We start from the raw sequence: 24,924 nt of genomic DNA, 5'->3' as shown, positions 1-24,924 counted from the left end.
GATGAACAGAATGGAGGAAATGTTATGTTAAATTATAAGAGATATAAGAGAGTCCCTGTTGTAGAGTTTCCGGAGCGCACCTGGCCGGGCAAGGAGATTATGAAGGCGCCGGTATGGTGCAGTGTTGACCTGAGGGACGGAAACCAGGCCCTGGTAGAGCCCATGGTGGTGGAAGAGAAGGTGGAGATGTTTAATCTTCTTGTGAAACTGGGCTTTAAGGAGATCGAAGTGGGCTTTCCCGCTGCTTCGCAGATTGAATATGACTTTTTACGCACACTGGTTGAGCGCAAGCTGATCCCGGATGATGTGCAGATACAGGTTCTTGTACAGTGCCGTGAACACCTGATCAAGAGGACGTTTGAGGCATTGGATGGAATTAAGAAGGCGATCGTACATATTTATAATTCCACCTCCACCTTACAGAGGGATGTGGTATTCCACAAGGACAGGGAAGACATAAAGGATATTGCTGTGATCGGCACCAAGATGGTCCAGCGGTATGCGGCTGAGTGCGACACCCAGATCCGCCTGGAGTATTCTCCTGAGAGCTTTACTGGCACGGAACTGGAATTTGCCCTTGATATCTGTACGGCTGTTCAGGAAACCTGGGGCGCCACCAAGGAGAATCCCATTATCATCAATCTTCCGTCCACGGTTGAGATGACAACTCCCAATGTGTATGCGGACCAGATCGAATGGATGAATACACATTTTAAGAACAGGGAAAGCATTATCTTAAGCGTACATCCCCATAATGACCGCGGAGAGGGTGTTGCGTCCACGGAACTTGCCCTTTTGGCAGGAGCGGACCGTGTGGAAGGAACTCTGTTCGGTAACGGAGAGCGCACCGGTAATGTAGATATCCTGACTGTTGCCTATAATATGTTTTCACAGGGCATTAACCCTGAACTTAATATTGAGAATATCCGTGAGATCGCAGAGATCTATGAGCGCTGTACCAAGATGGATATTCCGCCCAGACATCCCTATGCGGGCAAGCTGGTGTTTACTGCATTTTCCGGTTCCCATCAGGATGCCATCAACAAGGGCATGCAGGCTCTTCACGAGAGGAACGGGGAGTACTGGGAGGTGCCTTACCTTCCCATCGATCCCAGCGATATCGGCAGGGAGTACGAGCCCATTGTACGAATCAACAGCCAGTCCGGCAAGGGCGGCGTAGCTTTTGTAATGGATACCTTCTATGGCTTCAAGCTTCCAAAGGGTATGCACAAGGAGTTTGCGGATGTGATCCAGAAGATTTCCGAGCAGCAGGGTGAGGTTGCGCCTGAGCAGATCATGGAGGAATTCAAGAAAAGTTATCTGGATCGCAAGGAACCAATGCATTTCAGGAAATGCCGTATTACAGATACAGAGACAGGGGATGGCGAGTTTGCAACACTGGCTAAGGTCACCTATATGGATCATGGTATTGAGAAGACCTTTGAGGGCGTTGGAAACGGACCCATCGATGCGGTTCAAAGAGGTATGGAGGATGCCCTTGGCATCCAGATCAAGGTTTTGGACTACAGCGAGCATGCACTGGCATCCGGTTCCGGGGCAGAGGCTGCTTCCTATATCCATCTGGTAGACCAGACCACTGGCAAGGCCACTTATGGCGTTGGCATCAGTTCCAATATCACAAGGGCCTCCATCCGCGGCATATTCAGCGCCGTGAACAGATTATTCTATTAAATACAGGACCAGCTACAGGATCAGACATAGGAATTGAGGTCAGGGGACCGGTATCTCCCAGGGGAGGCCGGCCCTCTTTTTTGTAATTTTCCTTTTCATACAGGGTAATTGCTGGTACAATAATAAAATCAGCTAAATTTGGAATACGAACATAGAATAGGAGACTCACAGCAGATGAACGGAATCAAACTAGTAAAACACGGGGCATTGTCAGTCCGGGAGATGGCATTTTGCGGTTTATTTACAGCGCTGATCGCAACCGGGGCATTTATACAGATCAACATACCGGTGCAGCCCTTTCCCATGCATTTCACCCTGCAGTTTTTCTTTGTGCTGCTGGCGGGATTCCTTTTAGGTCCGCGGCTGGGTACCCTCAGTGTCTGTATCTATCTGGCAGTGGGTCTGGTGGGGGTTCCCATTTTTGCCGCAGGAGGAGGCCCGGCCTATCTGGTCCGGCCCACATTCGGATTCCTCCTGGGATTTGCCTTTGCCTGTTATGTGACGGGCAGTATTGCCAGGCTTTCCCAGCGGACAACCGTAAGATGGTATCTGTTTTCCGCTTTCTGGGGCATGATCGTCATGTATTTGTCCGGAATGTTTTATTTTTATTTTATCAGCAATTTTGTCATCCATATGCCTGTAACCTGGAAGCTGGTGTTTATCAACTGTTTCCTGCTGACCGTGGGCGGTGATTTCATATTATGCGTCATGGCAGCAGTGCTGGCAAGGCGGCTTAAGCCCATTGTCCGGATGTTTGACTGACCGGCGAAAGATGGGACAAAAAGGGGGAAACATTAAAATGCTGCCACAGGCGGGATATAAACCGCTTATGGCAGCATTTTTGCGTGGTATTTTTGCATGGTATACCAGACGGTGTACGTTCCGGTTGTTATAAGGCTCCAATCCTGGCGGGATTAAGGCCCGCCGGACTGCCTCACGGGTCAGGAGGCAGGTTTGGCACTGGGTCAGGAGGCAGGCTTGGCGCCGGATTGTTTGAATTCCAGGTTGTCAAAGGAGAAGGCAGCGCACACGCCGGAGCTGTCCTCCATATAATCCATGGACACCCTGTCCCCTGGCTGGGTCAATGCCAGTTCATTGCTGAGTTCATAGGATACGGTGAAAATGTGGTCCTTTTGCTCTTCCAGGATCACCTTGTAGGTGATGGTGTCGTCAATGGTCTCGCTGGCGATCCGCAGCACGGTTCCCTTGATGGCGGATGTGGCCTGACCTGTGGAAATGTTGCTGTTGGCAGTGCCCTGGACCTGACGGAAATTGCGCAGAGCGCTGTCAATGGTCTCTCCGGTACCCACATTGGTGTAGTTGGAAACAGACACAAATGCATACTGCTTGATCAGGCCCGCATTGTCCTTAAGGGTCATAAAATAGGTGGGCTGTCCGTCCATATTGATGATCATGGGGAAGGAGGCTCTGTATCCGTACTGCTGAACCTTGCCCTCGGCTGAACTCTGGGCAGCCATCTCCGTGGCGCCGCTCATCTGGTAAATATTAGATTCCTTTGTGACCATATCCACCAGGATAAAACCGATGGCGGACTCATCGGAGCCCACACTGGTAAGACCCGTAAACAGGTAACAGCGGGAGCCGTTGTAAATGATGATATCACCCTGGCTGGGGCGGAATTTATCCTGGTTGGAGAAGTTGAAGATGCCATGGACATACATACCCTGGTTCTGTATCTGCTCCATCACAAAGCGTTCAGGCTGCACGCGGTCTACCCATTCCGGCAGACTGTCAATGGTGTAATGGGTTGTCTCACCTGTGGTGGCATTGACTGTCAGCACTCCGGTGGCCTCGGGCAGATTAAAGAGCCAGCGGTTTTTATAAGTGGAAATGACCCAGTAGGGCACGCCGTTATCGTCCAGCTCAAAGGAGTAGTCCGTCAGCCCTTTAAAAAGTCCGCCTCCAAATAAGCGCACATGACGATTCAAGTCATCCAGGATATAGGCGTTTGCCTGGTACTTGATCTTGTGGTCCGTTACCAGGGTGACATCGCTGACATCACTGGCCGATACCACAATGTATCCCGCAGAGCCGTCCATGTTCTTAAGCCATTTAAAGAAGCCGGAGTGCTCCAGGGGAACCACCCATACCAGCTTGTCATTCACCTTCTGGATCACAGGGGTGCCCAGTACCACCTGGCTGCCCAGTCCCGGGTTCTCACCCACCTTTTTGTCAGCCAGTTCCTTGGCCAGACTCTTGTCCACAATGGGGAGCTGGTTTAAGGCCAGGGGCTGGACCGTGTCCGTAAATTCCGACACCACCGGTGTTCCCAGCTGGTCGCGGTATGCCTTGTAGTTGAACAGGGGCATGGATAGCACGGTCGCTGCAAAATACAGGACCCACAAAATGGCCAGCAGGACAAAACCTGTCTTGTAGCCTTTTACGCTTTTGTCAAGGGTTATCTGGGGACGGTAAAATTCATTGCTGGTAATGCGCAGGCTTCCAAGGGCCACGAAGAAATTCAGCACCACATAACAGCTGATGATAAAGCACCAGGAAAATGCACCGTCAGGGTACAGGGGGTTTAAGTTTGGACCCTGGAAGATGATCAGCGCCGCAAAGACGAGGGTCAGAACCAGGTTCAGTAAAAACTGAGTCTTTTTTTTCATGTGTTTCCTCCATAATTTTAACGACTTTTTAACAAAGGTCATACTATTGATTATATAACATGCTGGAATAATTACAAGGGGGAATGGATGGTATGTAGTGCAAAGCCATACCGGATGACCATAAAAAATGCTTTGCAAACCTGCCGGTCAGTGATAAGATGTTATAAAAAGTAAGCAGCAGGAGGCCCGTAAGGCTTGAGAAGGACAATAGAGACACCACATAAATATAAGATGATATTCAGTGATATTGACGGCACATTATTAGACAGCAGCCATCAGGTGCCGGAGGAGACCCGGCAGGAGATCCTTAAACTGGAGCGGGAGGGAGTCCCGTTTATCCTTGTTTCAGCCAGGATGCCGGATGCCATGACCACCATACAGGACCAGATTGGAAACAGTGCTCCCATGGTGTGCTACAGCGGAGCGCTGATCCGGGATGAAAGGGGTGAAAACCTGTACAGCTGTCAGATGGACCTGGGTGTGGCTATGGAAATCAAGGAACTATTGGACAGAGAGTATCCACGGATCTGCTGCAATACCTACGGGGGCAGCAGATGGGTGGTGGATGATGATAAAAATCCCTGGGTGATGAAGGAGGAAGCCATCACCGGCCGCAAAGCGGAGCGCGGCGATATGAAGGTTGTATTTACAGCAGACCAGGGGATCCATAAGTTCCTGCTCATGGGAGACCATGAGGAGATAGAACGGCTGGAGGGATGCCTTAAGAGAAAATATCCCCGGCTTTCCATTGCCACCTCCTCACCTGTGTATATGGAAGTGATGGACGGAAAGGTAAAAAAATCAGAGGGGGTGCGATTTCTGTGCAGCTATTTCGGGGTAGGGATGGATGAGGTGATTGCCCTGGGGGACGGATGCAATGACATGGACATGCTTCAGGCTGTGCACAACAGCTATGCCATGGCCAATGCGTGTGAAGAGGTGAAGCGAAGCGCCGCCCATGTAACCCTGGACAATGACCGCCAGGGGCTGCTGGCGGTTCTAAAGGAGAATTTCAGATGAAATTAAGTTCCAATGCCCTCAAATGGATCGCCATGGCTGCAATGCTGACCGACCACATAGGCCTAGTGCTGTTTGAGTATCTGTACGTATATAAAGGCCCCCTTCTGGGGTACTGCCCCCTGCTGCAGACGCCCTGGGAGAATGTGGTGGGTATTGTTGGATATACCATGCGGGTGGTGGGAAGAATCTCATTTCCGCTGTACTGCTTTTTGCTCACAGAGGGATTCCTCCACACCCGCAGCTGGAGAAAATACTGGCTGAGGCTGATGGCCTTTGCCCTGATTTCAGAGATTCCCTTTTCACTGGCTGTATTTGACATGTGGGTCGGTTCCGTAAGGAATGTGTTCTTTGAACTGGCCACCGGTATCCTGATGCTCCAGGGCTTTAGAATGGCACAGCGGTATTATGACCTGAGAAGGAATGTCTGGATGCTGCTTGTATTTTGCGCAGCCAGCGCAGCAGCCTGGCTGGGACAAATGGATTACGGGGTGGAAGGGATGGTCCTGATCGCAGTTTTCTATTTCCTGAGAGAACACAGGACAGCCCGGGCGGGTGCGGGCGGACTGGTCGCATTCACAGGCAGCTGGGAAAGCTGCTTTGGGTCAGGAGCCCTGTCAGCGGTTTTTCTGCTGCTTTATAGCGGGGAAAAGGGCGGACAGGGAAATAAATATCTGTTTTATTGTTTTTATCCCCTGCACCTGCTGGTGCTGTTCCTGATCCGCAGGTACGCACTGGGGATCATGTGAAACACCCCGCGCAGGAGTGTTTCAAAGTAAGAAACCCTAATATGGGACAGAGAGGTTATCATGGCTAAAACAAAATATGACCATATTTATACACAGCTGAGAAACAGGATCGAAAGCGGAACCTATCCTTATCAGGACCTGCTTGCATCGGAGCACACCCTTATAAAGGAGTTTGACTGTTCCAGGAACACGGTGCGCCGGGCCATAGGCCGGCTGGCGGATGAGGGATATGTGCAGAGCATCCACGGAAAAGGGGTGCAGGTGATCTATCAGCCCCAGGAGCAGTCTGAATTCTTCCTGAGCAATATTGAGAGCATGAAGGAGGCTGTGGCCAGGAACAAAAAGTCCTATACCACCCAGGTGGTATGCTTTGCAGAACTGACTGTGGATGAGAAGATACAGGTGCGGACCACATTTCCATTGGGTGAACAGATCTACTATATCCAGAGAGTGCGTTACATTGACGGGGAAGCCCTGATCATTGACCATAACTATTTCCTGAAATGCGTGGTGAAGTCCCTGACCCCGGAGATTGCACAAAAGTCCATCTATGAATACATGGAACAGGAGCTGGGGGAGAGTATTGTCACCACAAAAAGAAAGATGACAGTGGAGCGGATGAACCAGATTGATGAAAAGTATCTGGACATGAAAGGGTATAACTGTATGGCCGTGGTCAGCAGCATGACTTACAATGCCCAGGGCATAATGTTTGAGTTTACCCAGTCGCGCCACAGGCCGGACCGGTTTGTGTTCTATGATCTGGCTCATAGGGCGAAGTGAAAAAAGACCGATTATGATACCATTTGATTTCTCGTGGTATTCTCTCACCGTGATCCCCTATGCTATGATATCTCTGTAGGTAACTATTGGAGGGCTGCTGTAAGGCAGAATCATACATAGGGAGGGCGCTATGGTAAAAATTCATTTTGAGATCATGTCTAAATATGAGCAGAAGGGGGAACCTGTATCGGTTGCGGTCCCATTTCCCAAAGGAAAAGCGGATTATGGGGATCTGCCTCTGTTTACTGTGCAAAGGGGAGAGGAAACTTACCCGGCTCAGTACAAGGTGACCGCTGACTGGGAAGATGGGTCCATTAAGTGGCTTCTTGTTAATTTCCTGGCAGATCTGCCGGCTAACCGTGCCGTGGATTACTGGCTTTCCAGGGAGGAGGGGGAGTCCCGGCCGTTAACCCCAATTGTTTTTAAAGAAGATGGCCATGTGGTGATAGATACGGGAAGCATGAAGGCTGTCCTATCCCCAGCAGGGGCGGACCATATATTTTCAACCATAGAAACAGGGGGATACCTGTATAATGAGAGGACGGTAATGGGCCCGTATATGACTGACAGGGCCGGCCGGCAATATATGATCCGCATTGGGGATGATGGATGGGAGATACTGGAGGACGGTCCGGTCCGGGCTGTCCTCTGTACAGAGGGTAAACATTATGACGAATCAGGGGAGAGTTGGTTTGATTATAAGCTGTTTGTCTATGCGTACCGCAACAAGGATTGGCTGAAGTTTGATTACCAGTTTATAAACTGTGAGGAAGACAGGGAACACAGGGAACACTATGACCTTGAACTGAATGCAGAGGCAGCAGGATTTAAGTACAGCAGGGATTACGCATACGAGGATGTTAAGGGGATCGAGGTACGGATCGATCCCGGCTGCGGCGGGGGGCAGGAATTTAACCATACTCTTTTTACGTCCAGTTTCCACTATACGGCGGAGAAAAAAGCAGGGAGCCAGCGCCTATACCATCTGGTTTCAGCAGATACAATCATTCAAACGGCAAATGAAATGTTTCCCGAAGTCCTGTTCAGCATCTATGCATTGGACTGGCAGGATCAAACCCGCGGGCTTACAGCCGGCGTCTATCAGGCGTACCAGAATTTCCCAAAGGCAATAGAAAGCTCCAGGGAGGGGATTGTTCTGAAGCTAATGCCTCCGGAGTATGGGGAAATGCTGAAGGTGCCCCAGGGGGCGGCCAGGACATCCCGGTTCCATCTCTCATTCCATGGAAAGGATATGACAGAAGACCAGATCGTGGACAGGGAACTGTTGTTTCAGCGTCCGGTAATACCGGTGCTGGATCCCCAGGTATACATGGACTCAGGTGTATTTGGCAGTCTGGTATCCAACCAGTACCATCACAGCACGGAGCGTTTCCTGTTCCGCTATGTGGATTCCAGGGCAAAGGGACTGGGGATGATGAACTTTGGTGATGGCCCGGAATGGGAGTACATGAAGCAGGGACGCTCAGAAGGGCTGGATGTTTGGATCAATAATGAGTATGATATGCCTCACAACTTTATGCTCATGCTTGCCAGAACAGGGGATTCCAGGTATTATGATTACCTGAAGGCATCCACGGAACACTGGTATGATGTGGATTTCTGCCATTATAGCCAGAATCCCCACAAATACGGATTACTGTATACCCATAGCGTGGATCATGTGACAGGCCAGCCGGTGCCCAGCCATCAATGGGTGGAGGGGTTCCTGGACTACTATCATCTCACGGGAAATAATCAGGCATATGAGGCTGCCATGACCATCGGGAACCGTTTGATCCAGCTGTTGAAGCTGCCCCTTTATCAAACCACGGGAACGGTGGAACCCAGGGAGATCGGATGGGCCATGAGGACATTCCTTGCTTTGTACCAAGAGACACATGAGGAACGCTGGCTGGACGCATGCCAGCCGATCGTGGAGGTTTATATTGAGTGGGCCAATGCATATGGGTCATGGACCTCACCCTACCCTGACAACCACCTTGCCAGGGTGCCGTTTATGATCAATGTGGGAGTGGTGGGGCTTACAGGCTATTACAGGCTGCGTCCGGACCAGCGGATCAAGGAAACGGTCCTGTCTGTGATCAATGAGATGATGGATGAGTGTTATGTGGAGCGGGCCGGAACTTTTTATGGCAAACAGTCACCTGCGGTCCGCTACCTCAATCTAAACGGTATGGTGCTGCAGTCCCTGGCAATTGCCTATGAGCTTACAGGGAACAGGAAATATATCGATGCAGGCATGGGGATGTTCCAATGGATTTCCGTTGAGAACCTTCCGCCCGTGTATGATTTTTCAAAGATAAAGCGGGATGAGTTTACCGTTATATACAATTGTCCGGTGGGGCCAAAGCGCTGCGCCCAATCTTTGATTCCTTTCCTGCACTTTTATAAGTATGTAATGGAGTTGGGGATACTGGAACCGGGATTTTAACCAAAAGCCAGTGTTGGGGGGATAGGGAGTGGATCAGCTTTCAATCCCTCCCAATTCCACAATGGTTCCCATCCCTTTTTTGCTTTGGATCCTGACATAACCGCTCCTATATGCTAGGCGGATACGCTGGCTGATATTTTTAAGCCCAATGTGTTTTCCCGAACTGTCTACCTGTTCTTCCATCAGCGCCTGCTGCAGATCAGCCAGGCGCTTTTTGTCCATTCCATAGCCGTTGTCAATAATAAAAACTGAAAGAAATCCATCCGTAGAACGGATCTTGATTTTGATCCACAGCTTTTCAGGCGTGGTTTTGCCTGAATGGGTGATGGAATTCTCAATAATGGGCTGCAGAAGCAGGCGGAGGATGGGGGCGTCCAGTATGTCATCGGTGTATTCCCAGGTGACATGGAAGCAGTCCCTGTATTTAAATGACTGGAGTTGGATATAATTTTTGGTAACAGCGATTTCCTCCTGCACGGTTACCGGCTTCATAGGCTCATCCAGGGAATACCGCAGCAGAGAAGACAGCTCCAGGATCATCTGATTGGCAGAGGTGGGCCTGCCGCATGCCTTCAAAATCTCTAGGTCGATGCTTTGAAGGGTATTAAATAAAAAATGAGGGTTCAGCTGATATTGCAGGGCGGATAATTGGGCGGTTGATAAAGCATATTTTTTTGCATCCAGCTGTACCTTCAGATACGTCTGGGACATAAACAGGTTGATCACATTGTTGATAATGTGGAAATAAGGACTGCCAGGAACTGCTTTTAGTCCGTTCTGAGCATGGAATTCTCCCTTTTCAGCCTGGTCAAACAGGTCAATGATCTGGAATATCTGCTGATAATCACGGCGGGTGAAACAATATGCCAGAACTGAGGATACAAGGATACTAAGGAAACCGGCGGCAATAGTAAGCTGGAGGATTTTATTGGAAAGCCCGAAGACTTCGCTTCGTGGGATCATGGATACGTAGCGAAAACCATAGTTTCCCGGAAATGTCTCTGAGTTTATATAGTAACCGTGTAAGAGCAGGTTGTCCGGATGGTTGTCCAGGGTATCGGACAAGGCCTGGGATTGTACGTCCTCTGGAAGGGAACCGGCATTCTCATTAAAAAACAGGATCTGGCCGTCCCTGCTTAAGATCATAAGGGCCTGACCATCATAATCAGCTACTGAATTCAGCCATTTGTTAAAATATTCCTGATTGATGTTAATGGCCATCAGTTCATTGTATTTCATCCTCTGATACACGGTTACGGACGGTATGGTATGGGTATCAAATTTATTCTTTTTGATGTGGCGTATCTGTATATATGAAGATTCCTCACGCCCATCCATTATACCGGCCCAATCTTTGTCAATGGAGTCAGAGAACCGTTCACGGTTAAGGCCGTTTATATAATAAGGGCTGTTTTGCATTGTTATGTACAGCGACTGTATGTAAGGCTTAGTACTCTGTGAGTAATAAATGTTCTGCATGGACTGCTCCAGCCTCTGTATCATTTCCATGTCAAGATGTTCATTGTTCAGCGCTTGGATCAGTGCCAGGTGAAGCTGGGCATCTGAGTTCATGGTGACCCTGTAAAATTCCAGGGTATTGGTCAGCTCACTGAAGAACTGTTCCATTAAATCTGTGGTGGCCATGGTTTTGGCCTCCGCCTCCTGCTTTACTTTCAGATTGATGAAAAATACGGAAACAGAGCCGAAAATGCAGATGGGGATCAGTGTCAGGCTTATGAACATGATAAATTTGGAAATAAAAAACTGCTTTTTCATATAGGCAGCTCCTGTTCCCGGAATTCCCTTGGAGTTTTTCCGCAATACTGTTTAAATGCGCGGGAAAAATTCTTAGGATTGTCATATCCCACTGCGGCTGCCACTTCGTATGTTTTCAGGGTGATATCACGCAGCAGTCCCGCTGCTTTTTCCATTTTCACATCCAACACGTATTCGGAAAAGTTTTTCCCCTTCTTACGCTTGAATATCTTTGACAGATAATTGGGGCTCAGACTGACAAGGATTGAGGCATCCTCCAGGTTTGCATTCTGAAAATGTTCATCCACATACTGGGTTACCTGGTCCACAATAAGATCGTAATAACCAGGTGATTGTTCATCTATTTTACGGATTCCCCTGGATGCGTCCAGGCTTTCGCGTATCTTGGTGAAAACCTGTATAATGGTATCATATTTAATGGGTTTCAGGATGTATTCCTTTACCCCAAAACGGAGGGCTTCACGGGCATACTCAAATTCCGCATATCCGCTTAGAAGGACAACCGTCACATCGGGATAATCCTTGGAAAGGGCGTGGGACAACTCCAACCCGTCCATTTTGGGCATACGGATATCACTTAAGACCACGTCCACCAGATAGCGCTCTATGTAGTCCAGTGCACTTTTTCCATTGGGGAATGTACCGGCTATCTCAAATCCCATCTCGGCCCATGGATAACAGGCAGCTATACCTTCACATATACTGCTTTCATCATCTACGATAATCAACTTGTACATACATTCCTCCAAACAGATAGATAATGATACCATTTCGTTGCTTGCAATTCTTGTCAGAAATCACGCTGAATTATATCATAATTATATTAGATACTATAAAAATTGTAAAGATAGAATGACCAGGGGGGATATTATATGAAAGCCATAAAATATACGGTCAATAATCAGAAAAAAAAGAGGCTGAAAGACTACAGGGGACTGTTTTTTATCATGCCCTGGCTGATCGGTTTTTTGTTTTTGCAGCTGTATCCGTTTTTAGCCTCACTGTACTACTCATTTACCCAATATAGTGTTTTGGGACAGCCGAAATTCATAGGGCTAGACAATTATATCCGTCTTTTTACCATTGATCCAGATTTTAAAAAATCCATTATGGTTACAATGAAATATGCGTTGATCTCAGTTCCAAGCAAGCTTTTCTTTGCCCTGATCGTTGCATTGATCCTGAACATGAGGTTAAAGGGCATCAATGGCTTTAGGACTGTCTACTATATCCCGTCCATTTTGGGAGGAAGCGTGGCGGTATCAGCGCTGTGGCGGCTGATGTTTATGTCAGACGGGATTTTGAACAAGCTGCTGGAACTCATAGGACTGCCCTCTGTCAACTGGCTAGGGCAGGCAGGCACGGCTATGTTTACCATATGCCTGCTGCAGGTATGGCAGTTTGGCTCCTCAATGGTATTGTTCCTTGCCGCGCTGAAGCAGATCCCCGTGGACCTGCATGAAGCTGCAAGTATTGACGGGGCAGGAAAGGTGAAGCGGTTTTTCTATATCACCCTTCCCATTATAACACCCATTGTATTTTTTAATCTGATCATGCAGACCATCAACGCACTGCAGAATTTCACATCTGCATTTGTGATCACCAATGGGGGGCCTCTAAAATCCACCTATTTAATTGGAATGAAACTGTACACAGAAGGCTTCAGCAATTTTAAGATGGGCTATGCTTCTGCAATTTCCTGGATCCTGTTTGCCATTATATTGATCTTTACTTTGTTTATTTTCAAATCCTCCGATGCATGGGTTTATTATGAGGATGGAGGTGACTTTTAAATGAAAAAACACAATGCAATTGCGTACATCCTTTTGGTATTGGTAGGTCTGGTGATTACGTTTCCTTTTATCTGGATGTTTTTCGCCTGTTTTAAGACCAATGCGGAGATACTGGGCTCCACTAAACTCCTCCCTTCTTCCTTTGATTTATCGGCTTTCTCAAGAGGGTGGAACGGTGTGGGCAACATTACCTTTGCCACTTATTTTAAAAACACCTTTGTGATGGTAATACCCACCGTGCTGCTGACCGTGTTCTCCTGTTCCTTTGTGGCTTACGGTTTTGCCAGGTTCAGGTTTCCTTTTAAAAAGTTTTTTTTCGCCTTGATGATTTCCACGCTTATGCTTCCAAACTCCGTTATCATCATTCCGCGGTACTTAATTTTTAATAAGGCGGGACTTCTAAATACATACTGGCCTTTTTATCTTCCGGCCGCATTTGCCTGTTTCCCGTTTTTTATTTTCATGATCGTACAATTTTTGCGGGGAGTGCCGAAAGAATTGGATGAAGCAGCGTATATTGACGGATGTTCGTCTTTGAAGGTCTATTTTCAGATCCTGCTGCCTCTTATAAAGCCTGCATTATTTTCAGCCGGTCTGTTCCAGTTTATGTGGACGTGGAATGACTTTTTTAATACTTTGATTTACATCAGCTCAGTTAAGAAGTTTCCTGTTTCCCTTGGGCTAAGGGCGTCTCTTGACACTGCCGCACAGGTACAGTGGGATAAGGTCATGGCCATGTCCATGATCAGCATTCTGCCCCTTATCATACTGTTTTTCTTTGCACAGAAATATTTTGTTGAGGGCATCAGCACCACGGGGTTAAAGGGATAAAATCCAACAATGGGAGAGGTAGGGCAGGATGAGGAAAAAAATACATTTTGAGATTGTATCCAGGTATGACAAAAAAATGGAACCAGCCACAGTGGCTGTTCCGTTACCAAAAGGAGAGCTGTATTCGGGAAAAATAAAGTCTCTGAAACTGAAAAAACTGCCTGAGGGCAGGTGCTATCCGGCGCAGTTCAGGGCAACCGGCTTTTGGGAGGATGGCACGGTCAGGTGGCTTCTGGTTCATTTTCTTGGAGATTTACCTGCAAACCAGGAAACGGATTATGAACTTTGCCTGGCAGCGGAGATGCAGGATAAAGAAGAAACAGGATTTCCAATGATTCATGTGCAGCGGGGAGGTGAGTATACAGCCATTGAAAACGGATCAATGCATATAGAACTGGCCAAATCAGGACAGAGATGCATATTCCACAGGATTGTGACACCCGGACATACATACGGTGCGGATGAAATTATCGGGCCGGTCATTAAGGATCAGGAAGGGGATGAGTTTAAGGCAGAGATAGGAGCAGGTGGATGGGAAGTGATCGAAGAGGGACCTGTCAGAGCCGTGGTGAGAACAAGGGGGAGGCATTACTGTGGGGAAAAGAGCTGGTTTGATTATGCTCTTATGATCACCGTTTGGGCCGGAAAACCATGGATCCTGGCAGACTACCAGATCATAAACACGGAGGATGACAGATCCTCAGCCGACAGGCGGGAAATGGTCATCAATAATGAACAGGCCGGTCTTAAATATAACAAAGACTATCCCTATGAAGCGGTAAGGGAAATGAAACTGGAGATCAGGCCTGGAATTGGAGGCGAATGCACAGGGGAAGAAGAATATGGAATTTATACATCCGGCTTTAATTATCATGTGAAGAAAGGAAATCAGGAACCCATTTCAGAACTGATCACAGCTGATACGATCATCAATACGGCAAATGAGATGTTTCCTGAAGTGTTGTTCAGTATTTTTGCAGCGGACTGGAGAAACCGGGATTATGGAGTTACAGCAGGCATCCAGCAGGCATACCAGAATTTCCCCAAAGCATTGGAGGCTTCGGGACAGGGGATCTGCATCAGCTTTCTTCCGGAACTGAACACCATTCTTAAGGTGCCTCAGGGAGTGGCAAAAACTACCAGATGCTATTTGTATTTCCATGAGGTAGAATTGGAAGACAGAATGCTCGTTGACAGGGCGCATCAGTTTGAGATGCCCGCGCTGCCTGTGCTGGCGCCTGAGGTTTATATGGAGGCATCTGTATTAGATCCCTATATTACCGACCAATACCACCATGAGACAGAGCGCTTTTTATACCGGTATGTGGATTCAAGAGCCAAGGGGCTGGGAATCCTGAACTTCGGGGACGGGCCGGAATGGGAGTATATCAAACAGGGCAGGTCTGGGGGAGAGTTGATCTGGATCAACAATGAATATGATATGCCCCACAATTTTATGGTTATGCTGGCAAGGACCGGGGACCGCAGATACTATGATTATATGAAAGCGGCTGTGGAGCACTGGTATGACGTGGATCTCTGCCATTACAGCGGCCAACCTTACAGAAAGGGACTTCTGTATACCCATAGCGTGGATCATGTCAGCGGTCAGCCGGTACCCAGCCATCAATGGGTAGAGGGGTTTCTGGATTACTATCACCTGACCGGCAGTCCGTACGGTTTGGAGGCTGCCAGATCCATTGGACAGGGGCTGCTGAAATTGATGGAACTGCCCATTTACCATGCCACAGCCACAGTGGAACCGCGTGAGATCGGGTGGGCCATGAGGACATTTATGGCTCTTTACAGGGAAACCTGGGAGCAGAAATGGCTGGATGCCTGTGAACCTATTGTGAAGGTATACCTGAAATGGGCAGAGGAACTGGGAACATGGACTACCCCATACCCTGACAATTACATGGACCGGGTGCCTTTTATGATGCATGTGGGTATTGTGGGACTCTATCAATATGATCAGGTATGCCCGTCCCGGGAGATAAAACAGACCATGATAAATGTGGTGGACGATATGATACGGTATTGTTACATCCCAAGGGCGGATGTGTTCTTTGGAAAACAGTTTCCGGCTGTCAGATTTTTAAACCTGAACGGAATGGTGTTGGAGAGCCTTGCCATAGCCTATGAGCTTACCGGCGACCGTGCATATATGGAAACCGGACTTGGGATGTTTGAGTGGATCACCAGGGAAAACCAGCCGCCCTTGTATGATTTCTCAAAATACAAACATGATGATTATACAGTGATCTATGATTGTCCGTCCGGCCCAAAGAGGTGTGCCCAGACTCTGCTCCCCCTTTTGCATTATTACCGGCGGGCTGTGGAACTTGGGTATTTAAAGAACAGGGAACAAATAATGAATTCAGGAGGGTACGTATGAAAAAAATTAAAAAACTGGTATGTATAGCGCTTTCAGGGATCATGATGGCATCTGCCATGTCAGGCTGCACAGCAGAAACCAAGGAGACAACATCTGCCCCTGAGCAGAAGGAGGTCCCGCACAAGGACGGGGCAGAAAGCCCGACAGCGGAGAATCCGGCAGAAAGTCCGGCAGCGGAGAGCCCGGAAGCAGGGGAACCGGTCTCGCTTCGTTTTGCCTGGTGGGGCAATGATGCGCGGCATGAAAAGACCATAGAAGTGATTAAAATGTACCAGGAAAAACATCCCAATGTGACCATTGAACCGGAATACAGGGGCAAATCTGAGAGAGAGAAGGTAGCAACGGAGCTGGGGAGCGGTACGTCAGCGGATATTGTGCAGCTGAACCCTCCGTGGATGGGAGATTTTGTTTCCAACGGTGATTTTTTTGTGGACCTGGGGCAATATGGTTACGATATTGAGGGATTTGATAAAAAGCTGATCGATAACTATTGTACCTATAACGGTACCTTGATCACACTTCCCAGCGGCCTTAATGCCAGATGTTATATTATGAATAAAACCAAGCTAGATGAGTTTGGCATTCCTTCTGGTTTAGATACAGCGTGGACATGGGATGACCTCATTACCATTGGCAGGACCGTACATGAGAAGAACCCGGACATGTATTTTCTGAACATTGATAAAAGTGATATGGTAGAGTTTGTAATGCGTCCGTATATCATTCAGAAGACGGGGAAATTCCTTATTGACGATAACTTTGAACTGGGCTTTACAAGGGATGATCTGGTGGATGCGTTGAATTATGCAGCCAGACTGTACACGGAGAACGTGGCAGTCCCTGCTGCGGAGGGCAATACCTTTTTGAACGCCACATGGACCAACCCGGACTGGATCAACGGAAAACTGACATCCAGGCTTTCGTGGACATCCCTTATTACAAGTGAAACGTCAGATTCTGAAGATACCTTTGTACCCACAGGACTTCCCATACGTCAGGATGCAAAGGACACATCTGTGGTGGTGAAACCGTCACAGCTGTATGCCATTGTAAAGACATGTGAAAATCCTGAGGTAGCAGCAGATTTCCTGAACTTCCTCCTTACTGATGAAGAGGCAGGAAAGGTATTGGGGGACTGCCGTGGAGTTCCTCCCTATAAGGCGGTTCAGGACGCATGTATGGAGGCGGGCGTCTTAAACGAAAGCGTGATCATTGCAACCCAGTATGCACAGGAAAATGCCGGACTTTACGAAAACACAGCATCTACAAATGCAGAGATAACAGCGGTACTGATCGATGCGGCGGAAGTGGTTTCTTATGATTCCACAAAGGTAGAGTCTGCGGCAGATCAGGCAATGACACTGATCGAGGACATTTTATCAACATTAAGGTAACATGGAGCAGGGGGGCGGGAGCAGCGGAAAGACCGGCTCCCCTGAACTGTGTGGAAAGGAACATTGTGGGAAATAAGTGGTATCTTTCAGGGAGAAAGCTGTTGGATCAGATCAAAGAGACAGAATATCCCGATCATATGGCGGCCATATGGTATATTGGACAGATGGGTCTGGTTATTAAATGGAAGGGAACAATTATATATATTGATCCGGTCCTGAATGATCTGTTCAGGCCGGATGGAATCAGCAGGAGGCTTTATCCTCCGCCGTACACCGGCCAAATGGTGGATCGGGTGGATTGGGTCATCTGTTCCCATAACCATGCGGACCACATGAATGCAGACACACTGAAACCTATGTGGGAAAATAACAGGCATATGAGGGTAGTGGTCCCTTATCCGGTGACAAAAGTGCTGGAGTGCTCCGGGATTCCTGAACATGCAATTGTGGGGGCAAAGGAGTTTGAGCCTGTATCGTTAACAGAGGAGATCCAGCTTCTTCCAGTGGGGGCAGCCCATGAATCCTATGAGACGGATACGTCAGGCAACCAGTGTTATCTTGGCTATTTCCTGGACTTGGGTGGTATTAGGATATATCATTCCGGGGATACTATGTTAACAGAAAGGCTTCTCACAGATATCAAAAACAAAGGGCCGATCACCGCCGCTTTCCTTCCTGTCAATGGCACGGATTTAGAGAGACGCGGCAGAGGGATCGTAGGAAATATGGATGGCCGGGATGCCGCCTATCTGGCAGCAGAGGCCGGGGTTGACTTAGTGGTGCCCCTTCACTATGATATGGTTGAGGGAAACACAGAGAATCCGCTTTTATTTGCCTTTTATATGGAAGAACTGTATCCGGGGCGCAAATATGAAATCATGAAATTGGGACAGCGATTGATTGTGGAAAAAGTTTAATACTGGAAACTCTCACATTTATTGTGGGAGTTTTATTTTTGCTCTTGACAAACTTGTTTAAACAAGATATAATCATATCATAAAATACTTGTCTAAACAAGTGCGGGCGATGATGTGCTAAGAGGCAGTTTAAAATGAACAGATGATTGCAAAGAAACAGGTTAAAGTGAGATGTTTCAGTCTGAGGAGGTAATTATGGCAGGGAGATTTACCGAGGATTCTAAGAAGCTGTTGGAGTATGTGGGAGGACGGGAGAATATAGCGGCTGTTTCCCACTGTGTTACACGGATGCGGTTTGTGCTCAATGATCCGTCCAAGGCAGATACAGGGGCCATTGAATCCCTGGCGTCCGCCAAGGGCACATTTACACAGGCGGGACAGTTCCAGGTTATTATCGGCAATGAAGTGAGTACATTTTACAATGATTTTGTGGCAGTGGCAGGGATTGAAGGCGTGTCCAAGGATGCGGTGAAAAAGGCGGCCAAACAGAACCAGAACATGCTTCAGAGGATCATGAGCAGCCTGGCGGAGATATTTGCCCCCCTGATCCCGGCTATCATAGTGGGAGGTCTGATCCTGGGCTTCCGCAATATCATCGGGGAGATCGCCCTGTTTGACGGGGGGACCAAGACCTTGACCCAGGTATCCGTGTTCTGGGCAGGCATGAACAGCTTTCTGTGGCTGATCGGCGAGGCTGTGTTCCATTTCCTGCCTGTATGTATTGTATGGTCTATCACAAAGAAGATGGGGACTACCCAGGCATTGGGGATCGTGCTGGGCATTACACTGGTCTCGCCCCAGCTTCTTAATGCCTACAGTGTGGCTTCAACGGCCGCGGCTGAGATACCCAAGTGGAATTTTGGGTTCATGCAGGTGGATATGATCGGATATCAGGCACAGGTGCTGCCCGCAGTGCTGGCAGGATTTACACTGGTCTATCTGGAGCGGTTTTTCCGAAAGATCTGTCCGTCCGTGATATCCATGATCGTGGTTCCCTTCTGTTCCCTGATCTTATCCGTGATCGTGGCCCATGGAATCCTGGGACCCATTGGCTGGAAGGCGGGAGCCGTGATCTCAGACCTGGTGAATGCAGGCCTTACATCCTCCTTTAAAGGAGTGTTTGCGGCAGTGTTCGGATTCTTTTATGCGCCCCTTGTCATCACCGGCCTTCACCATATGAGCAATGCGATCGATCTGCAGCTGATCGCTGATTTTGGGGGAACCACCCTGTGGCCTATGATCGCCCTTTCCAATATTGCCCAGGGCTCCGCGGTTCTGGCTATGATCTGCCTGCAAAAAAGGGATGCAAAGGCAAAGGAAGTATCTGTACCGGCCTGCATCTCCTGTTATCTGGGCGTTACGGAGCCGGCCATGTTTGGCGTGAACTTAAAGTATGGATTCCCCTTTATCTGCGGTATGGCCGGATCCGCGGTGGCGGCAGCGCTTTCCGTAATGTCCGGTGTAAAGGCTAATGCCATCGGAGTGGGCGGTATTCCCGGAGTCCTGTCCATACAGCCTCAATACATGGGGATCTTTGTAATTGCAATGGCCGTAGTGATCGTAATTCCCTTTGGTCTGACATTTATTATTGGAAAGCGCAGGGGAATTGGAACAGAGGGAAAGTCTGACGGCGAAAGGGAGGAACGGACAGGGGATGTGGCTGTAGAACAGCTGACAGCATATGTTTCCGGCCGGGTCATTCCCATGGAGGAGGTGCCGGACCAGGTGTTCGCATCCAAAGCCCTGGGGGACGGCGTTGCCATTGAACCTGAGGATGAAGTGCTGAGAGCGCCGGCAAACGGTACGGTTGCAGTGGTCATGGATGGAAGCCTTCATGCCTGCGGTCTGGTACTGGATAATGGAATGGAGGTGCTGCTCCATATTGGTCTGGATACAGTGGACATGAATGGGGAAGGGTTTGAGGCCCTGGTTAAACCGGGGGACCGGGTGAATGCGGGAGATCAGCTGATCCGCTTCAGCAGGGAACGGATTCGCAAGGCGGGCCACCCCGATATGGTTATTATGGTTGTGACCAACCCGGGAAATACGGCCAGCATAGAATGGAAATTCGGTTTCCTCGCCAGCGCGGGGGCCGATGCGGTGGCAGTGCTTAAGTGAGACAATAAAGGAGGATCATAATGCGGGATTTTAAGAGCAGTACCATCTATCAGATATATACAAGATCATTTCAGGATTCCAGCGGAAGCGGGCAGGGTGATATAAGGGGAGTGATCCGGCGTCTGGATTATCTCAGGGAGCTGGGAATTGATTATATATGGCTTACACCCTTTTTCAAATCCCCCCAGAATGACAATGGATATGATGTGGCGGACTATCTGTCCGTGGATCCTATGTTCGGCACCATGGAGGATGTGGAGGAACTGATCGCCCAGGCCGGAAAGCGGGAGATCGGCTGTATGTTTGATATGGTATTTAACCATACATCCACGGAACATGCCTGGTTTAAGAAGGCCCTGGAGGGGGACCCGGCTTATATGGACTATTATATATTCCGGGACGGGGAGCCGGAGAACCCTCCCACCAACTGGCAGTCCAAATTTGGAGGCAGTGCATGGGAATATGTGCCCCATCTGAAGAAATGGTACCTCCACCTCTTTGATGTAACACAGGCCGACCTGAACTGGGATAATCCAAAGGTGCGCAGGGAGCTTGAGAAGGTGGTCCTTTTCTGGAAGGAAAAGGGAGTCAGGGGATTCCGGTTTGATGTAGTGAACCTGATATCCAAGCCTCCACTGCTGGAGGATGACTATGAGGGAGATGGACGCCGCTTTTATACCGATGGTCCCCATGTCCATGAATACCTTCAGGAACTTACAAGAAACACGGGGATTGATGCTATGGTCACGGTGGGGGAAATGTCCTCCACTTCTCTGGACAACTGCATCCGTTACAGCTGCCCGGAAAACAGGGAGCTTTCCATGTGTTTTAATTTCCATCACCTGAAAGTGGATTACAGAGGTGGTGATAAATGGAAGTTGATGGAGCCTGATATGGCGGAACTGAAGCGTCTGTTTATGGTATGGCAGGAGGATATGGCAAAAGGAGACGGGTGGAATGCGGTATTCTGGTGCAATCATGACCAGCCCAGGGCCATCTCCCGCTTTGGGGATGACAGGCGTTACTGGAAGGAATCCGGCAAAATGCTGGCAACCGTGATCCATATGTTCCGCGGAACGCCCTATGTGTTCCAGGGGGAGGAACTGGGAATGACCAATCCCTGCTTTGAAAGTATTTCCCAGTACAGGGATGTGGAAAGCACCAACTATTATCAGATCCTCCAGGAACAGGGCTGCACTGCCAAGGAGGCGCTTTACGTCATCCAGAACCGCTCCAGGGATAACAGCCGCACCCCCATGCAGTGGGACGGCAGCCGGTATGCCGGTTTTTCCGATGCCCGGCCATGGATCGGGATACCTGAGAACCATACTTATATCAATGTGGAGGATGAAAAAAAGGATCCTGATTCCATTTTCCATTATTATAAGCGCCTCATATCCCTGAGAAAAGAATATGGTGTGATCCAGGAAGGGGACATTGAGTTCCTTCACCGCAGCCATCCCCGGATCCTGGCATACAGGCGAAGTGATGAGGAAAATGAGCTGATGGTCTGGAATAATATGGGGAGTACGGCTGCTGCGCTTCCTGAGCCCTTTGGCCTGTGGGGGTGGAAGCTGCTCATTGGAAATTATGAGGATGAGGATGGAGCCGGGTTAGGAGATGATGGTGTGGGGAAATCCTGGTTAAGGAGTCTGCGTCCCTATGAAAGCCGGGTGTATATACGGAACAAGACAATCGAAAATAGGAAGTGTGAGTAATGCAGCCCTTGTGCACAGGGAACAATCTGATATAATAGAAGTATGGTCATTCCTTTCATATATAATTGGCATGAAAATTGCGGTATAAAAAGATAGGCGGTTTTATGTAGGGCCAATCTTATATGAAAAGGAGTGGACAGTATGAGTTATCTTTTTGCAGTGGGAATTACAGTAGGACTTTTGGCAGGTGTGTGGGTCTATCTCAGCGGAGTGATGGGACTGATCGGTTTTGTGGGCTTTTTGGGATGGGCCAGCTATTTTGCCGCAGGGGGCGGGCTGAAGGGTGTAAGATCCGCCTTCTGCACAAATATGAGCGGGGTTTTGTGGGGATTTGTAACGATTGCTGTTTGTAATCTCCTGCCCGGGGTACCTGGCATTCTATTTACTATTTTGTTTGCGGCGGTCATGTGCTGGCAGGCGAAATTTGCCATCCTTGGTTTTATCCCGGGAACATTTATAGGTAATGCGGCTTTTTATGCATCGGGAAATGACTGGAAGGGGACAGCGGTTGCTCTGGTTTGCGGCATTTCCCTGGGGATTTTATCGGATGTGCTGGCGAAAAAGATGTCTGAAAAGAAGGAAGCAATATAAATCAGCAGGATGGATCATCAATACAAGGAACTTGGCTAGGCGGAAAATATGGCAGGTGGTGGCGGAATGGGCGGTAAGGATCTCAGCAGTTCAAGTACAGATGCAGGCTCTAAGGATCCCTTTACGAAAAGGGTGATTTTGGATGCCTTGCCCTGCGATGTTATTATCATTGACATGAATGGACGTATTGTGGATGTGAACAGCCAGTATTGCCATTACTGCGGCCGGTCTGCCCAGTCCCTGATGGGCGCGGATGTCAACACAGTTGAAGCGAACATCGCAAGCCTGATCGCTATGTTGGGCAATACTACGGAAACCAGGATCATGTTCCGGGAGATGGGAGATTTAATACTGCAAAGTAATATAATGGATGGCGGGCGTACCATAGGGGGGATGCGGCTTCGCTTCCACAATGTGGAGGAAAATTCTGAGGACTTGGAAATGAGTTACAGCAGGCTCAATGAGGATATCAGCAAGCTGTTTGAGACTAACTGGGATGTAATCTACGCATCTGACAGCAACGGGATCACCTTGTCGGTCAGCTCTGCGGCCAAGTCCATATGGGGAGTGGATGCTGAAAGTCTGATCGGTAAAAGTGTTTACGAACTTGAGAAACAGGGTACGTATTACCCCTCTGTGACGCGGATGGTCCTGGAATCCAAACGGCGGGTGCAGGCCATACAGACCACGGCTACAGGGAAAAAGCTGCTGGTATTGGGGACACCTATAAAGGATGAGAATGGAAAAATCGTGCGTGTCATCAATACATCCCGTCTTATTGTCAATGAAAATGAGCTTTATAAGGAATTGGAGGAGACAAAGCTGCTGGTGGAGGGATATAAGCGTGAACTTGCCTACACGCGTATTCAGGAGCAGCAGGATGTCCCCTTTATTGCAAACAGCGCCCAGATGCTCAATGCATCTTCTCTTGCTATGAAGGTTAGCGAGACTGACATTACAGTGATCATTACCGGTGAGTCAGGTGTGGGCAAGGAGGTCCTTGCAAACTATATACATTCCATGAGCAACCGCAAAGATGGTCCTTATATTAAGATCAACTGCGGAGCCATTCCGCCCACGCTGATTGAGTCGGAAATCTTCGGGTATGAGAGAGGCGCCTTTACAGGGGCGGAGCGAAACGGAAAACTGGGCATTTTTGAACTTGCAAATCACGGCACTCTTTTTCTGGATGAGGTCAGTGAGATACCCTTAACGCTGCAGGCAAAGTTCCTCCGCGTGCTTCAGGAAAACGAGTTCATGCGGGTAGGCGGTACAAAGCAAATCTCTGTGGACGTGCGGATCATCGCAGCCACAAACAAGGATCTGTTGGAGGAAGTAAATAACGGAACGTTTAGAAAGGATCTGTATTACAGATTGAATGTTGTGGCGATCAATATACCGCCTCTTAGGGAGCGGAAAGATGATATCCTTCCCCTTTCCCTGTTCTTTTTAGATAAGTATAATAAGAAATATAATATGGACCGTGTAATTTCGCCGGAGGTAATGGATGCGTTTATGACCTACAAATGGGACGGCAATATCCGTGAGCTTCAGAATACTGTGGAGAGGATGGTGGTTCTGTCTCCCCATAACATGATAGGCAAGGAGAGCCTGCCTGAGGCCATTACCAACAGCCGCCGGAAGACGGTGGTACATGTGGACGGGATCATACCCCTGCGGGAAGCCCATCAGATGGTGGAGGACATGCTGATCCAGATGGTAAAAGAAAAATATTCCACCACCACCCAGATGGCGGAGGCCCTTGGCGTGGACCAAAGCACCATTAGCAGGAAGTTGAGAAATAAAGACTAGAAAATTAAACAGTAGGAAATCAAACCATGCAGCCGTGCATAATTTTTATGCACGGCTGCATGGTTTTTTTCATGTTTTCAAAATACCGAATGATGTGCGGCCCATGGGAGAAAAAAATATGCACAAAATCCCAACACACTGTTTGGATACAATGCATAAGAATTTTCATATTCCAGTGTATGGGAATGGATAGAATAAATATTTTTAATCCTCTTTCAAAGTTGGCATACAATTTGCGTTTAACAGATAATGC

The 24,924-nt window shown here is 48.5% G+C and carries 18 protein-coding genes; 15 read left to right on the top strand and 3 right to left on the bottom strand.

The genetic code is table 11. The annotated features are described in order from the left end of the window. Positions 1–24: 24 nt before the first annotated feature. Complete coding sequence (leuA, locus tag ABID13_RS14655; RefSeq protein WP_045093555.1) at positions 25–1,692, top strand: 2-isopropylmalate synthase; 1,668 nt, start codon at positions 25–27, stop codon at positions 1,690–1,692. 174 nt (positions 1,693–1,866) lie between these two features. Continuing rightward, complete coding sequence (locus tag ABID13_RS14650; protein WP_007866849.1) at positions 1,867–2,454, top strand: biotin transporter BioY; 588 nt, start codon at positions 1,867–1,869, stop codon at positions 2,452–2,454. Between the two features lie 203 nt (positions 2,455–2,657). On the opposite strand, the gene ABID13_RS14645 is transcribed toward ABID13_RS14650, so the two are convergent. Further along, complete coding sequence (locus tag ABID13_RS14645; RefSeq protein WP_045093554.1) at positions 2,658–4,322, bottom strand: hypothetical protein; 1,665 nt, start codon at positions 4,320–4,322, stop codon at positions 2,658–2,660. A 195-nt stretch (positions 4,323–4,517) separates the two neighbouring features. Between ABID13_RS14645 and ABID13_RS14640 the strand changes: the two genes are divergently transcribed. From ABID13_RS14640 to ABID13_RS14625, 4 genes are all read left to right on the top strand, one after another. Further along, positions 4,518–5,342 (top strand): HAD family hydrolase, encoded by an 825-nt coding sequence (locus ABID13_RS14640; protein WP_082082664.1) that lies wholly within the window; start codon positions 4,518–4,520, stop codon positions 5,340–5,342. Then, complete coding sequence (locus ABID13_RS14635; RefSeq protein WP_045093553.1) at positions 5,339–6,088, top strand: TraX family protein; 750 nt, start codon at positions 5,339–5,341, stop codon at positions 6,086–6,088. The genes ABID13_RS14640 and ABID13_RS14635 overlap by 4 nt, the downstream gene beginning before the upstream one ends. A 60-nt stretch (positions 6,089–6,148) precedes the next feature. After that, entirely contained in the window at positions 6,149–6,871 is a 723-nt protein-coding gene (gene treR, locus ABID13_RS14630; RefSeq protein WP_007866838.1) for a trehalose operon repressor, read from the top strand. Between the two features lie 130 nt (positions 6,872–7,001). Further along, complete coding sequence (locus tag ABID13_RS14625) at positions 7,002–9,323, top strand: RIFT barrel domain-containing protein (protein WP_045093552.1); 2,322 nt, start codon at positions 7,002–7,004, stop codon at positions 9,321–9,323. Positions 9,324–9,356: 33 nt separating this feature from the next. On the opposite strand, the gene ABID13_RS14620 is transcribed toward ABID13_RS14625, so the two are convergent. Both ABID13_RS14620 and ABID13_RS14615 read right to left on the bottom strand, forming a co-directional pair. Continuing rightward, complete coding sequence (locus ABID13_RS14620) at positions 9,357–11,099, bottom strand: sensor histidine kinase (RefSeq protein WP_045093551.1); 1,743 nt, start codon at positions 11,097–11,099, stop codon at positions 9,357–9,359. Then, positions 11,096–11,836 (bottom strand): response regulator transcription factor, encoded by a 741-nt coding sequence (locus ABID13_RS14615; RefSeq protein WP_007866829.1) that lies wholly within the window; start codon positions 11,834–11,836, stop codon positions 11,096–11,098. Before ABID13_RS14615 ends, ABID13_RS14620 begins: the two co-directional genes overlap by 4 nt. Before the next feature lie 210 nt (positions 11,837–12,046). Between ABID13_RS14615 and ABID13_RS14610 the strand changes: the two genes are divergently transcribed. The 9 genes from ABID13_RS14610 (at position 12,047) to ABID13_RS14570 (ending at position 24,671) form a co-directional block, all read left to right on the top strand. After that, a complete protein-coding gene (locus ABID13_RS14610; protein ID WP_334291331.1) occupies positions 12,047–12,892 on the top strand; it encodes a carbohydrate ABC transporter permease in 846 nt (281 codons plus the stop codon). Continuing rightward, the gene (locus ABID13_RS14605) at positions 12,893–13,723 is read left to right on the top strand and encodes a carbohydrate ABC transporter permease (protein WP_007866821.1); all 831 of its coding nucleotides are present in this window, start codon (positions 12,893–12,895) and stop codon (positions 13,721–13,723) included. It begins immediately after the preceding gene. Between the two features lie 28 nt (positions 13,724–13,751). Further along, positions 13,752–16,121, top strand: a complete 2,370-nt coding sequence (locus ABID13_RS14600; RefSeq protein ID WP_045093550.1) for a hypothetical protein — start codon at positions 13,752–13,754, stop codon at positions 16,119–16,121. After that, on the top strand, positions 16,118–17,515 hold the full coding sequence (locus tag ABID13_RS14595; protein ID WP_048929981.1) for an ABC transporter substrate-binding protein: 1,398 nt from the start codon (positions 16,118–16,120) through the stop codon (positions 17,513–17,515). The genes ABID13_RS14600 and ABID13_RS14595 overlap by 4 nt, the downstream gene beginning before the upstream one ends. 101 nt (positions 17,516–17,616) lie before the next feature. After that, on the top strand, positions 17,617–18,432 hold the full coding sequence (locus ABID13_RS14590; RefSeq protein WP_152649064.1) for an MBL fold metallo-hydrolase: 816 nt from the start codon (positions 17,617–17,619) through the stop codon (positions 18,430–18,432). 195 nt (positions 18,433–18,627) lie between these two features. Continuing rightward, a complete protein-coding gene (gene treP, locus ABID13_RS14585) occupies positions 18,628–20,550 on the top strand; it encodes a PTS system trehalose-specific EIIBC component (RefSeq protein WP_048929980.1) in 1,923 nt (640 codons plus the stop codon). Positions 20,551–20,570: 20 nt separating this feature from the next. Continuing rightward, positions 20,571–22,268 carry an alpha,alpha-phosphotrehalase gene (gene treC / locus ABID13_RS14580; RefSeq protein ID WP_048929979.1) on the top strand — a complete coding sequence of 566 codons (1,698 nt, stop codon included), beginning with the start codon at positions 20,571–20,573 and terminating at the stop codon, positions 22,266–22,268. 141 nt (positions 22,269–22,409) lie between these two features. Then, positions 22,410–22,859, top strand: a complete 450-nt coding sequence (locus ABID13_RS14575; RefSeq protein ID WP_048929978.1) for a DUF1097 domain-containing protein — start codon at positions 22,410–22,412, stop codon at positions 22,857–22,859. Positions 22,860–22,907: 48 nt separating this feature from the next. Continuing rightward, complete coding sequence (locus ABID13_RS14570) at positions 22,908–24,671, top strand: sigma 54-interacting transcriptional regulator (RefSeq protein WP_197092181.1); 1,764 nt, start codon at positions 22,908–22,910, stop codon at positions 24,669–24,671. Positions 24,672–24,924 lie beyond the last annotated feature (253 nt).

It is taken from the genome of Enterocloster citroniae (assembly GCF_040545455.1).
Taxonomy (GTDB): Bacteria; Bacillota; Clostridia; order Lachnospirales; family Lachnospiraceae; genus Enterocloster; species Enterocloster citroniae.
Note: the sequence above shows the minus strand (reverse complement) of the source record. Positions and strands in the feature narration are given on the sequence as shown.